The sequence below is a fragment of the Prosthecodimorpha staleyi genome, from assembly GCF_018729455.1.
GTDB lineage: Bacteria > Pseudomonadota > Alphaproteobacteria > Rhizobiales > Ancalomicrobiaceae > Prosthecodimorpha > Prosthecodimorpha staleyi.
Map to the genome: position 1 here is coordinate 615,129 of NZ_JAHHZF010000001.1, position 12,004 is coordinate 627,132.

13 protein-coding genes are annotated in these 12,004 nt (G+C 69.6%); all 13 read right to left on the minus strand.

Features of this window, described 5'->3' with window-relative positions:
- Window positions 1-56: 56 nt before the first annotated feature.
- The 13 genes from rseP to KL771_RS02740 all read right to left on the minus strand — a co-directional run bounded on the left by rseP (window position 57) and on the right by KL771_RS02740 (window position 12,001).
- Window positions 57-1,208: an RIP metalloprotease RseP gene (gene rseP, locus KL771_RS02680; protein ID WP_261967007.1), complete on the minus strand. Its 1,152-nt coding sequence runs from the start codon at window positions 1,206-1,208 to the stop codon at window positions 57-59.
- Window positions 1,209-1,274: 66 nt separating this feature from the next.
- Complete coding sequence (gene dxr, locus KL771_RS02685; RefSeq protein WP_261967008.1) at window positions 1,275-2,516, minus strand: 1-deoxy-D-xylulose-5-phosphate reductoisomerase; 1,242 nt, start codon at window positions 2,514-2,516, stop codon at window positions 1,275-1,277.
- Complete coding sequence (locus KL771_RS02690; RefSeq protein WP_261967009.1) at window positions 2,510-3,391, minus strand: phosphatidate cytidylyltransferase; 882 nt, start codon at window positions 3,389-3,391, stop codon at window positions 2,510-2,512. Before KL771_RS02690 ends, dxr begins: the two co-directional genes overlap by 7 nt.
- Complete coding sequence (locus KL771_RS02695) at window positions 3,388-4,155, minus strand: isoprenyl transferase (protein ID WP_261967010.1); 768 nt, start codon at window positions 4,153-4,155, stop codon at window positions 3,388-3,390. The genes KL771_RS02690 and KL771_RS02695 overlap by 4 nt, the downstream gene beginning before the upstream one ends.
- 5 nt (window positions 4,156-4,160) lie before the next feature.
- A complete protein-coding gene (frr, locus tag KL771_RS02700; protein ID WP_261967011.1) occupies window positions 4,161-4,721 on the minus strand; it encodes a ribosome recycling factor in 561 nt (186 codons plus the stop codon).
- A 135-nt stretch (window positions 4,722-4,856) separates the two neighbouring features.
- The gene (pyrH, locus tag KL771_RS02705) at window positions 4,857-5,573 is read right to left on the minus strand and encodes a UMP kinase (RefSeq protein ID WP_261967012.1); all 717 of its coding nucleotides are present in this window, start codon (window positions 5,571-5,573) and stop codon (window positions 4,857-4,859) included.
- 113 nt (window positions 5,574-5,686) lie between these two features.
- Window positions 5,687-6,622, minus strand: a complete 936-nt coding sequence (gene tsf, locus KL771_RS02710) for a translation elongation factor Ts (RefSeq protein ID WP_261967013.1) — start codon at window positions 6,620-6,622, stop codon at window positions 5,687-5,689.
- 347 nt (window positions 6,623-6,969) lie between these two features.
- Window positions 6,970-7,734 (minus strand): 30S ribosomal protein S2, encoded by a 765-nt coding sequence (gene rpsB / locus KL771_RS02715; RefSeq protein ID WP_261967014.1) that lies wholly within the window; start codon window positions 7,732-7,734, stop codon window positions 6,970-6,972.
- A gap of 275 nt (window positions 7,735-8,009) precedes the next feature.
- Window positions 8,010-8,585, minus strand: a complete 576-nt coding sequence (locus KL771_RS02720; protein ID WP_261967015.1) for a hypothetical protein — start codon at window positions 8,583-8,585, stop codon at window positions 8,010-8,012.
- Window positions 8,582-9,199 (minus strand): hypothetical protein, encoded by a 618-nt coding sequence (locus tag KL771_RS02725; RefSeq protein WP_261967016.1) that lies wholly within the window; start codon window positions 9,197-9,199, stop codon window positions 8,582-8,584. Before KL771_RS02725 ends, KL771_RS02720 begins: the two co-directional genes overlap by 4 nt.
- Before the next feature lie 28 nt (window positions 9,200-9,227).
- Window positions 9,228-9,584, minus strand: coding sequence for a bleomycin resistance protein (locus KL771_RS02730; RefSeq protein ID WP_261967017.1), 357 nt, complete (start codon window positions 9,582-9,584; stop codon window positions 9,228-9,230).
- Window positions 9,585-9,613: 29 nt separating this feature from the next.
- Window positions 9,614-10,777, minus strand: a complete 1,164-nt coding sequence (locus KL771_RS02735; RefSeq protein WP_261967018.1) for a DUF2325 domain-containing protein — start codon at window positions 10,775-10,777, stop codon at window positions 9,614-9,616.
- A 360-nt stretch (window positions 10,778-11,137) separates the two neighbouring features.
- The gene (locus KL771_RS02740) at window positions 11,138-12,001 is read right to left on the minus strand and encodes an isocitrate lyase/PEP mutase family protein (RefSeq protein WP_261967019.1); all 864 of its coding nucleotides are present in this window, start codon (window positions 11,999-12,001) and stop codon (window positions 11,138-11,140) included.
- Between the last annotated feature and the right edge of the window lie 3 nt (window positions 12,002-12,004).

A 12,004-nucleotide genomic window follows, 5' to 3' on the forward strand; every position in this document is an offset into this window, starting at 1 on the left:
ATTCATTGAGAATAGCGGATTTGCGCGGTTTCAGGCGGCCGGGCGCGCGACGAGGCTCACCCGGCCGCCCGCGAAGCGAAGTGAACCACATCGTTCCAGTTGGCGACGATCATCAGCATGAGCACGATCGCGAGCCCAAAACGGAAGGTATATTCCTGCACCCTCTCGGAGAGAGGTCGCCCGCGAATCGCCTCAAGCGTGTAGAAAACGAGATGACCGCCGTCGAGAACGGGAATCGGCATCAGGTTCAGCAGGCCGATCGAGGTCGAAATGTAGCCGAGCCACATGACCAGGGCGACGAAGCCGGCCTTGGCGGTCTCTCCGGACGCCTGGGCGATGCGCCCGATGCCGCTGATCTGGTCGACATGTTCGCGGCCGGTGAACAGCCGTCCGAAGAAGGCGAGCGTCTGCTCGATGATCAGGTTGTTCTGGGCGATGCCGGCCCTGACGGCACCGAGCGGCGAGAAGGTCTCGTGGCGCTGGTGTTCGGGCAGGTCGCTCTTGCGCACGCCGAGCATGGCGCGCCGCTGGATGCCGAGACTGGTCTGCTGGGCGACCTGTTCGGGCACCGCCACGATATCGATCAGACGGCCGTCGCGCTCGATGCGGATGTCGAGCCGATCGCCGGCCGCCCCGGACACGGCCCGGATCAGATCGTTGAAGCTCTCCATGGCGACGCCGTTGATCGCGTCGATGCGGTCGCCGGCCTTGATGCCGGCCTTCTCGGCAACGCCGCCCTGGATGACCCCGGCCACGTAGGGCAGAGTCACCTGACGGCCTTCCAGGCCGAAGACGACCGAGAAGATGGCGATCGCCAGGATGAAGTTCGCCACCGGACCGGCGACCACGATCGCCGCCCGCTTCCAGACCGGCTGGCCGTGGAAATTGCGCGCGCGCTGATCGGCGCTGAGGCCGTCGAGCGCACCGGCCGCCGGCTTGGAGGCGGCATTTTCGTCGCCCTCGAACTTCACGTAGCCGCCGAGCGGAATGGCGGCGATCCGCCAGCGCGTGCCGTGGCGGTCGTTCCAGCCGACGAGCTCGCGGCCGAAACCGATCGAGAAGGTCTCGATCGCGACGCCGCACCAGCGCGCGACCTGGAAATGACCCAGTTCGTGGATGAACACCACCACGGTCAGCACAAACAGGAACGGTACGCCGTAGCTGATCGCCGTCCAGAGCGTGCCGCCGATCATCGATAGAAGTTCCATGTCGCCCTCTCGGCCGGCCCACCGCGGCGGGCCGGGATGATCCTGGCCAAAATCCGTGAACTTTCCCTATCCGGTCTTTGCGGCAAGATGGGGAAGAATTTCGTCGGCGAGCCGCCGCGCCTGGGTGTCGACCATCGCGACCGCCTCCAGATCGGCCGGTTCGGCGAAGAGCCCGGCGGCAGAGGCCCGGTCGAGGGTCGTCTCGACGAGGCGGGCGATGTCGAGGAAGCCGATCCGACGGGCCAGGAAGGCGGCGACCGCGATCTCGTCGGCGGCGTTCAGGACTGCCGAGGCGCCGCCGCCGGCGGCCAGCGCCCGGTAGGCCAGTGCCAGCGCCGGGAAGCGGACGAGATCGGGCTTCTCGAAGGTCAGCGTGCCGATCTCGCCGAGATCGAGCCGGCGCGTCGGCGCCCGGCCGCGGTCCGGCCAGTTGAGGCAATGGGCGATGGGCGTGCGCATGTCGGGCGCGGCCAGCCCGGCGACCAGCGAGCCGTCGCCATAGGCGACCATGCCGTGGACCAGCTGCTGGGGATGGACGAGAACGTCGATCCGGTCGCCGGGAATGCCGAACAGATGATGCGCCTCAATGACTTCGAGGCCTTTGTTCAACAAGGTCGCGCTGTCGATGGTGATGCGCGATCCCATGGCGTAGTTCGGGTGCTTCAGCGCCTGCTCGGGCGTCGCCCGGGCCATCTCGGCGATCGTGGCGGTCCGGAACGGGCCTCCGGAGGCGGTCAGCACGATCCGCTCGACCGCAGCCGCATTGCCGGCCTCGAAGCCCTGGAAGATGGCGTTGTGCTCGCTGTCGAGCGGCAGGATGCGCGCCTTGTGGCGTGCCGCCGCCGCCATGAACAGCCGGCCGGCGGCGACCAGGCATTCCTTGGTGGCCAGCGCGATCGGCAGGCCGGCATGGACCGCGGCGAGCGTCGGTCCGAGCCCGGCCGCCCCGACGATGGCGGCGACGACCAGATCGGCCGGCGCGGAGGCGGCTTCCAGCACGGCTTCCGGGCCGGCGGCGGCCGCGATGCCGGTGCCGGACAGCGCATCCTTCAGCGCTCCATGCAGCGACGGTTCGGCGAGCACGGCGCGGGCCGGACGGAAGGTTCGCGCCGCGGCGACCAGACCGGCCAGGTCGCGCCCGGCGACCATGCTTTCGATGCGGAAGCGCTCCGGCTCGCGGCCGACCAGATCGAGCGTCGAGCGGCCGATCGAGCCGGTCGCGCCGAGCAGGGTGATCCGGCGCGGGCCGCCGGCGGCCGGCATGGCGAAGGGCGGTTCGGCGTCGGGCGAGAAATCGAAACTCACCATGCCAGCAGGCCCTGGGCGAGCAGACCCCGCGCCAGAGGCGCTTCCGGCGCCCGCCAGAGCCCGATCGCGGCGGCGATCACCGCGGCGAAGATCAACCCGTCGAGCCGGTCCATGACGCCGCCATGGCCGGGAATGATGCTGCCGGAGTCCTTCACGCCAAACCGGCGCTTGACCGCCGATTCGAACAGATCGCCGGCCTGGCTGGCGACCGACAGCACGGCGGCCACGCCGACGAGCGGCAGGAGCCGCGGCACGTCGCCGGCCGCCGCCACCGCAGAGCCGGCGGCGACCGCCGCGGCCAGGCCGCCGAGCGCCCCCGACCAGGTCTTGTTGGGCGAGACGGCCGGCCACAGCTTCGGGCCACCGAGGGCGCGGCCGGTGAAATAGGCGGCGATATCGGTCGACCAGACCACGGCGAACAGGAACAGCACCGCCGTCAGGCCGAGCGGATGGTCGCTGCGCAGGCTGACCAGCGCCAGACCGGGCAGCAGCGCATAGCCGGGACCCAAGGCAAGCCAGGACCGCTTGCTGCCCGCCTCCAGCCGATAGGCCGCAACGGCGACCAGAAGCCAGGCAAGCGTCGCGGTGACGATGGCGCGATTCGGCTGGGCATGGGCGTCGAGCACGATCGCGACCACGATCAGGACGGCCCCGATGGTCGTGATCCGCGACGCCTTGTTGCGGGTGACGATCGCGGTCCATTCCAGGAAGATCAGGGCCGACGCGAGCGCTGTCAGGGCCCCGAAGGCGGCGCCGCCCCAGATGGTCGCGCCGAGCGCGACCGGCACCATGACCAGGGCCGAAAGGATCCGCAGGCGGAGTTCGCGCCGCCGAAGGCCGTCGGGCGCCGGCATCTTGCCGTCGGATGAGCTCATCGATGCAGCGCCCCGGCCTCGACGCCGCCGAAGCGCCGTTCCCGCCCCCCGAACTCGGCGAGCGCCCGGTCGAATTCGGTCTCGTCGAAGTCCGGCCAGCAGACCGGCGAGAAGACGAATTCGGCATAGGCCGCCTGCCAGAGCAGGAAGTTCGAGACGCGCTGCTCGCCGCTGGTGCGGATGACCAGATCGGGGTCCGGCATGCCGACCGTATCCAGCGCGGCTTCGAACTGCCCCGCGTCGATATCGGCGGGCGCCAGCCGACCGGCGGCGACCTCCTCGGCAAGGCGGCGGGCCGCCCGCAGGATCTCCTGACGGGCACCGTAGTTGAAGGCGATGGTCAGCGTCAGCCCGGTATTGCCGGCCGTCAGATTCTGGGCTTCCTCGAGCAGGGCGCGGATGTCGCCGCCGAGCCCGTTGCGATCGCCGACGACCCGGACGCGAACATTGTTGCCGTGCAGTTCGGCCAGATCGCGGCGGATGAAGAAGCGCAGCAGCCCCATCAGGTACGAAACCTCGTCGGCGGGGCGGCGCCAGTTTTCGGTCGAGAACGAGAACAGCGTCAGGTATTCGAGCCCGAGATCGCCGGCATGGCGGACGATCCGGCGGACCATCTCGACCCCCTTGCGGTGGCCCTCGGTGCGGGTCAGCCCGCGCGCCGTCGCCCACCGGCCGTTCCCGTCCATGATGATGGCGACGTGGCGCGGAAGCGCGGCGGCCCGCCGGAGCGGGACCTTGTCGAGAGTGGCCTCCGGCGTCGCCATCGATCTCAGACCTTCATGATGTCCTGCTCCTTGGCGGACAGGAGCTTGTCGATCTCCGAGATGGACTCATCGGTCTGCTTCTGGACGCGGTCGGACAGGCGCGCCTCCTCGTCCTCCGGCATGCCGTCCTTGGTCGCCTTCTTGAGCGTGTCGAGCCCGTCGCGGCGGATGTGGCGCACGGCGACGCGGGCCTGTTCGGCATATTTGTGCGCGACCTTGACTAGTTCCTTGCGGCGGTCGGCGGTCAGTTCCGGGATCGGGATGCGCATGGTCGCGCCTTCGACGATCGGGTTGAGGCCGAGATTGGCCTCGCGGATCGCCTTGTCGACCGCCGACACCATGCCGCGGTCCCAGACCGAGACGACCAGCATGCGCGGCTCGGGGACGGACACCGAGGCGACCTGGTTCAGCGTCATGCGCGAGCCGTAGGCCTCGACGGTGATCGGCTCCAGGAGATGGGTCGAGGCACGCCCGGTGCGCAGACCGGCCAGTTCGTCCTTGAACACATGGACCGCCTGTCCCATGCGGCGCTTCAGGTCGTCGAAGTCGAATTTGTGTGCTGCCATGGATTTCCTCGATCTTCCTGTCGGACTCCCCCGCGTGCCTGCGGGGGATCCGGCGTCGGCCCGTTCTCGGCGGCGATCCCTCTCGACGACGGCCCTTCCAACGACGGGCGTCGTCGATGGCTGAGGGAGGCCGGACTACCCTGCCACGACCGTGGCGCGGCCTCGGCCGGCCAGAACCTCGATCAGCGCGCCGGCTTCCTGGAGCGAGAACACGATTATCGGAATCGCGTTGTCGCGGGCAAGAGCGAAAGCCGAGGTATCGAGCACCTTCAGGTCGCGGGAGATCGCCTCCTCGAAGGTCAGCCGGTCGTAGCGTTCTGCGTTCGGATCCTTCTTCGGGTCGGCGGTGTAGATGCCGTCGACATTGGTCGCCTTCAGGATGGCGTCGCAACGCATCTCGGCGGCGCGCAGCGCGGCCGTCGTGTCGGTGGTGAAGAAGGGCGAGCCGGTGCCGCCGGCGAACAGCACGACGCGGTCGCTGGCGAGATGCTCGAGCCCGCCGCGCTGGGTAAAGGTATCGCAGACCGTCGGGATCGGCAGGCCGGACAGGACCGAGGCCTTCAGGCCGCGCGCCGCCAGCGCCTCGCGCATGGCGAGCGCATTCATCACCGTCGCCATCATGCCCATATGGTCGCCGGTGACGCGGTCGGTGCCCTGCTTCTGCAGCCAGGCACCGCGAAACAGATTGCCGCCGCCGATCACGACGCCGATTTCGGCACCGAGCTTCACGGCGGAGACCAGGTCGTCGGCGATCCGGCCGACCACGTCGGGATCGATGCCCATCGCCTGCTGGCCGGCCAGCGCCTCGCCCGACAGCTTCACCAGAACGCGTTTCCAGCGAAGTCCGGTCATGGGGCACTCCTCATACAGGCATCGGCGGGCAGGCGTCGACGCGATCGACGGCTCGGATACAGGAAAGGCGCCGGGGTGTCACGCCCGGCGCCTTTCGAATTCTGGGGGCAGGATTACTTCGTGCCGGCCGCAGCGGCGACTTCGGCGGCGAAGTCGGACTCGGCCTTCTCGATGCCTTCGCCGATCTGGAAGCGGACAAAGCCCTTCACCGCGACGGCAGCGCCGGCATCCTTCTCGGCGGCCTTGACGGCGGCCTCGACGGTCAGATCCGGGTTGACGACGAAGTGCTGCTTCAGGAGCGTCACTTCCTCATAGAACTTGCGGATGCGACCCTCGACCATCTTCTCGACGACCGCGGCCGGCTTGCCGGACTGGGCGGCCTGCTCGGCGAAGATGGCGCGCTCGCGCTCGACCAGCGCCGGGTCGACCTGCTCGGTCACGACGGCGACCGGGGTCGGGTCGTGGGCGGCGACATGCATGGCGATCTGGCGGCCGAGCGCGGCGAGCACGGCCTTGTCGCCGGTCGACTCCAGCGCGACCAGCACGCCGATCTTGCCGAGGCCGTCGGCGACGGTGCTGTGGATGTAGTGCGCGACCACGCCGTCGGCGACTTCCAGATAGGCAGTCCGGCGCAGCTGCATGTTCTCGCCGATGGTCGCCACGGCGTCGGTCAGGCGCTCAGTGACCGACTTCTCGGTGCCCGGCACGGTCAGGCCGCCGAGGGTCTCGACCGAGCCCTTGGCGTCGAGGCCGAGAGCCGCGATGGTGGCGACGAGGCCCTGGAACTGCTCGTTGCGGGCGACGAAGTCGGTCTCGGAATTGACCTCGACCACGGCCGCGGCATTGCCGGCGGCGGCGACGCCGATCAGGCCCTCGGCGGCGGTACGGCCCGACTTCTTCGCGGCCTTGGACAGACCCTTCTTGCGCAACCAGTCGACCGCGGCCTCGATGTCGCCGGCGGTCTCGATCAGCGCGGTCTTGCAATCCATCATGCCCGCGCCGGTCTGGTCGCGGAGCGCCTTCACCTGGGAAGCCGAAATCGTGGTCATGGTCGTCTCTCGGATGTCGTCGTCGACCGCACGGGGGCGCGGCACACACGGCGGCGTTTGGAATGCGGTGGCGTGGCAGTGTCGTCGGTTGCGGTCGGGCGGAAGCGAATGCCGGCGTTCGGACGGACGCGGTCAGGCGCAAGCCGTCGCGCCCGAAGGCGTTCCGGCCGCATGACGGAGCGCCCGCGGGCGTCCCGTCCCGTCTCGCCGACCAACCGGCGTCCGTAACGAACCGGGCCGGAGCGGGTCTCGCACCCTCCCCGGCCGATCCTTTCGAATGCCGTCAACCCGTGACGACCGCATGACGATGCGGCCGGTAGGGTTCACGCGAACCGACGGGGTCTTGGTCAGGCCGCTTCTTCGGCGACCGCGGACTCTTCCGGCGGCACCTCGGAGGCACCGACATCGATGCCGATGTCGCCCTGGGCGCGGCCGATACCGTCGATCGCGGCGCGCGCGATCAGGTCGCAATAGAGCGCGATGGCGCGACCGGCGTCGTCATTGCCGGGAATCGGGAACGAGATGCCGTCCGGATCGCAGTTCGAATCGAGGATCGCGGCGACCGGAATGCCCAGGCGGCGGGCTTCCTGGATCGCGATCGCCTCGCGATTGGTGTCGATGACGAAGATCAGGTCGGGCAGGCCGCCCATGTCCTTGATGCCGCCGAGCGCCTTCTCGAGCTTCTCGCGCTCGCGATCGAGCGTCAGGCGCTCCTTCTTGGTGAGGCCGGAAACCTCGCCCGAGAGGGTCTCTTCGAGCTTGCGCAGGCGCTGGATCGACTGCGAAATGGTCTTCCAGTTGGTCAGCATGCCGCCGAGCCAGCGGCTGTTGACGAAATACTGGGCCGAGCGGCGGGCCGCCTGGGCGACCGAATCCTGCGCCTGACGCTTGGTGCCGACGATCAGCACGCGGCCGCCGCGGGCGACGGTGTCGCTGACGGTCTTGAGCGCCTGATGCAGCATCGGCACGGTCTGGGCCAGGTCGATGATGTGGATGTTGTTGCGCACGCCGAAGATGTACGGAGCCATCTTCGGGTTCCAACGGTGCTTCTGGTGACCGAAATGGACACCGGCCTCGAGAAGCTGACGCATGCTGTAATCGGGCAGGGACATGCCTACCGTCTCCTTCTTTTCCGGTTCTGCCTCCGCGGGGTTCGCGTTCGGCCGGGCACGAAGCCCGGAACAAACACCGGAAGGACGGTACGGCCAGGGTTTCACCCTTCGGCCGCCGCCCGACACCCGCGTGTGGAATGGCGCGGCTTATAGGCATCCGGGCGCCCGATTGCAAGCGCCGACACGGCCGGAGCCCCGCAAATCGTCCCCGCAGGGCTCGATCCAAGCCATGCCGACCGGCGGGGCAGCCCGAGGGACACGACCCGGCGGACGCGTCAGTGCCGGGTCGGCGGCGGCCCGGCATCGGCGGCGTCGAGGTCGTCGGGGCCGATCGGACCGGCCTGCTCAAGCCGGTCGAGCAGCACGCCGAGCGCCCGCGCCGACAGGCGGATCAGCGGCGCCGTCGCTCGCCCGCCGAACCGCGCGGCGGTCCCGTCGAGACCGGCCGGTTCGGGGCCGCGGGCGGCCCGGAGCAGCGCGACGAGATCGCGCTCGTCCGAAGACAGTCCGCTGCAGGCGACCGGCTGGAAGACGAAGGTGCCGACCCGCTCGCACCGCACCGCATGAACCAGCGCGATCACCCGTCCGAACACGGCCGGGCCGTCGACCGGCCCGAGAATCTCGCTGGTGGCGCTGAAGGCCGAATCCCAGCAGGAAACGTGGCCGGTCCGGTAGCCGGACATGGCCAGACGGACGATCGAGAGGGCGATCAGTTCGTGGCGGCTCTGCCCCGGCTCCGAAGCCGCGCTCTCGACGGTCTCGGCCGCCTCGCCGTCGGCCGCGGCCATCGCCTCGTCTTCGCCCCGGCGCATGGCGCCGCCGTGGGCCTGCGGTCCCTTGCGGCGCCTCATCGACCGGCACCGGCCGGCCGGGCCTCCGCCGACCGCTGCCCCTCGGCACCAACGGTGCCGGCGTCACCCATCGGCCGGGTGGCGGCATGGACCGGGCAGCCCGCCGCGCAGGCATGCCCGGTCAGGGTCAACAGGCCGCAGAAGGTGTCGGCGACGGCGCAATAGGTCTCCGGCAGAAGCGTCGCGGCCGCCAGCGTCCGGCCTGCGGCCGACGCCAGGCGACCGACCGGCAGGCGCTCTTCGCCGGGATCGATCCACGGCGTCGCCTCGCTTGACGGGCGCGGATCGGCGGTGCCGAGCAGACGATGGGCGGCGGCGATCAGCCGGGCTTCGTCGGGCGACTGGCGGGTCGCACCCGGCGGATACCAGAGGAAGCCGTCTCCGGCTTCCCGATCGATCCGGGCGACGAGGGCGTAGAGCTGACCGAACACCCGGCAGGCTTCGGCCTCCGGCAGGACGGCTCGGAGGTCCGCCAGCACCCGATCCGCCGGTACCGTCGCGCCGGTCAGGCGGGACCCGGCCAGGCGCCGACACTGATCGAGCAGGAAGAGTTCGGCCCGCCGGGCCGGCGTCAGGACCGGCGCGGCCGGCATCGAGGGAACATGCTGGGTCATAGGGAATCCGCCTCCGCTCTGCAACGCATTATTCGGCTTCGGGGTTCCGGCCGAACCGCAGCAGGTTTCCGTGCGGGTCGTGGATGTGGAACTCGACCATGTCCCAGGGGCGCAGTTCGAGCGTTGAGAGCCGCTCGATTCCGGCCGTCCGAAACTCTTCGTAGAGGCGGTCGATCTGGCCGCCGCGGATGTAGCAGGAGGTGTTCTCCGGAAAGCGGCGATCGTCGGTCAGCCAGAAATGCAGTTCCATCGCGTCGCGCCGGACGATCAGATAGCGGTCGTCCTGATAGATCGCCGCGAAGCCGAGCCCGGCCGTGTAGAAGTCGCGCGTCTCGGCGAGATCGAGGGAGGCGAGCACAGGAATGGTGATGGCGAGATCGGTCATGAGGCTATCCATGGGGGCGGCCGGCACGCTCAGCCGTGGCCGGCGACATGTTCGCAAAGCGCCCGCTCGAAGCAGGCCATCGACGAATTGCGCAGGGGAATGAAGGGTTTCGACTGCTTCTGGCAGAGTTCCTTGACGACCCGGCAGGCGGCGTGGCTGATGCAGTCGATCGGGCACATCAGGCAGTCGGCACCGGTCACCAGGCATTCCAGCCGGTGGAAGTTGTCCTCGACGCCGCCGTCGTGATGGTCGAGTTCGAGTGCCCGTTCGGCCGCCAGCAGCCTGAGCCGCGCCACGACACCGGCCCGCCCGCCGACATAGCCGATGCGACGGAAGCGCGCCGCGGCGACGGCCTCGTCGGCCCGCACGGCCGGCGCCGCCGACAGGCTGGCCCGCGTCTCGGCGAGATCGGCGAGCCGCTTCTTCAGTTCGGCGATTTCGGCGGAAGCCGCCGCCAAGGCATCGTTGCGCCGGGCGACGAGCGCGCGCAGGGCCCCGAGGCGCCGGGCCTCGCGCGAACGGTCGCGGCGGGCACCCCCCTCCCCAGCCGTCTGCGGGAGGCCGAGCGGACAGCCGGGCCGTAACCGCGCCGCCTGGGTCAGGTCCTCAATGCGGCGGTCGCGCTCGCGCAGATCCTGTTCGTGACTGCGGCGATCGCGCTGGATGCGCTCCTCCAGGGCCTGGACGCGCCGCTCCATCTCGGACGCATTGCGCCGGACCAGATGCACCGCCTGGCCGTGCAGATGCGACATCATGTGGATCTCGCCATAGAGGCGGCGCTTCATCGCCTCGTCGACGGAAGCCGCGGTCATGAAGGCCCAGAAGGCCGGGCCGACGCGGCCGGCGGCCATCAGGCCGTCCCAGACCGCCTGCCGGGACGCCGCGTCCGAGGCCCGGTCGAGCTGTCGGCAGGCGCCGTCGGCCTGCATCGTCAGATGCTTGTCGACCAGCCGCGACAGCGGGTTGGCGACATGCATCGAGCCGACGAAATAGGTGTGCAGTTCGAATTCTTCCGCCGCCGCGACCCGGTTCAGGTCCATGCGGCGAGCAAAGCGGCGCAGGTCCTCGATCGACAGGCAGGTGCCGATCACCGCGCAATGGATCGAGCTTTCCAGCTCCCAGATGCGCAGGCGCTTGCGACCGGGCGCGTCGGACCCAGGCTCCCAGACGGGTGCGGCTTCGGGAAGAGACAAGGCGGGGGGCGTATCGATGGACATGACCGGATGACTTGGTGATGTGCGGCCGGCGCGAACCGGGTCGGGCCTTCCCGCAGGGCCGCAGAACGCACGGCAGCGGCCGTGTCCGCCGGGACCGGGACGGTCGACCGGTCCCGGCCGGAACGGCGGGTCGCGTCGCGTTTCGTCCACGGCATCCGGCGGAACAGCCACGTCGGGCCGCCCCCGCTGGAGACAATCCAAGCATTGCATCGGTCTTGCGACAGGGTCAACGAAATTGATCTTCAAGACAATCGATTATAATTCTTCAAATCGGAAGTTCATCTCGTCCTGTTTGGAATGATTACAAATGAAAACGCCCCTCGGAAGGGGCAGACTTCAGCCGAAGCGGTGGTCGAGATCCTGGAAATGCGGCAGGTCGACCAGGGCCGAGAAGTCCGCATAGGTCATCAGGGCGGGCGCCGTCGCGGCCGGCGTGCCGTCGCGCTTCAACACCGTGAGCGCGTCCGCCATGGCGCGGGCGGCGGCGAACAGGGCCGTGACCGCATAGAAGACGACCGAGAAGCCCATCTGCTCCAGATCCGCGGCCTTGAGCGCGACGGTCTCGTTGCCGTCGACGATCGAGACCACCTTCGGCCCCTCGACATGGCGGGCGACCGCCTCGACCTCGGCGATGCGCTTGATGCCGTCGACGAAGACCAGATCGACGCCGGCATCCTGGTAGAGCTTCGCCCGCCGGATCGCCTCCTCCGGTCCGGCCGCCGGCATGGCGTCGGTGCGGCCGATCACCAGCGGACCGCCGGCGGGCCGCGAGGCGACGGCGCATTGCAGTCTGCGCACGGCCTCCTCGGCCGGGATCAGGCGGATGCCGGCGAGCTGGCCGCAGCGCTTCGGCGCGACCTGGTCTTCGAGATGGATCGCCGCGACGCCGGCCTGGGCATATTCCTCCATCGTGCGGGCGATGTTGGCCGGCCCGCCATAGCCGGTATCAGCGTCGGCGATGATCGGGATCGAGACGGCACGGGCCATGTCGCGGGCATGCGTGGTCATCTCGGTCTGGGTCAGGAGGCCGATGTCGGGCATGCCGAGCCGGCTCGCCGTGGCGCCGAAGCCGGTCATGTAGACGGCCTCGAAGCCGGCCGCCTGGACGAGCCGGGCAGCGAGCGCGTCCGGCGCACCGGGTGCGGCGAGGATGCGGCCGGTGGCGAGGCGGGCGCTCAGGGCGTCGGCGGAGCGGGTCACGGC

Excerpts from the sequence above, each read along its gene's own strand:
- rseP (WP_261967007.1), bottom strand. The coding sequence starts at position 1,208 with ATGGAACTTCTATCGATGATCGGCGGCACGCTCTGGACGGCGATCAGC.
- dxr (WP_261967008.1), bottom strand. The coding sequence starts at position 2,516 with ATGGTGAGTTTCGATTTCTCGCCCGACGCCGAACCGCCCTTCGCCATG.
- KL771_RS02690 (WP_261967009.1), bottom strand. The coding sequence starts at position 3,391 with ATGAGCTCATCCGACGGCAAGATGCCGGCGCCCGACGGCCTTCGGCGG.
- KL771_RS02695 (WP_261967010.1), bottom strand. The coding sequence starts at position 4,155 with ATGGCGACGCCGGAGGCCACTCTCGACAAGGTCCCGCTCCGGCGGGCC.
- frr (WP_261967011.1), bottom strand. The coding sequence starts at position 4,721 with ATGGCAGCACACAAATTCGACTTCGACGACCTGAAGCGCCGCATGGGA.
- pyrH (WP_261967012.1), bottom strand. The coding sequence starts at position 5,573 with ATGACCGGACTTCGCTGGAAACGCGTTCTGGTGAAGCTGTCGGGCGAG.
- tsf (WP_261967013.1), bottom strand. The coding sequence starts at position 6,622 with ATGACCACGATTTCGGCTTCCCAGGTGAAGGCGCTCCGCGACCAGACC.
- rpsB (WP_261967014.1), bottom strand. The coding sequence starts at position 7,734 with ATGTCCCTGCCCGATTACAGCATGCGTCAGCTTCTCGAGGCCGGTGTC.
- KL771_RS02720 (WP_261967015.1), bottom strand. The coding sequence starts at position 8,585 with ATGAGGCGCCGCAAGGGACCGCAGGCCCACGGCGGCGCCATGCGCCGG.
- KL771_RS02725 (WP_261967016.1), bottom strand. The coding sequence starts at position 9,199 with ATGACCCAGCATGTTCCCTCGATGCCGGCCGCGCCGGTCCTGACGCCG.
- KL771_RS02730 (WP_261967017.1), bottom strand. The coding sequence starts at position 9,584 with ATGACCGATCTCGCCATCACCATTCCTGTGCTCGCCTCCCTCGATCTC.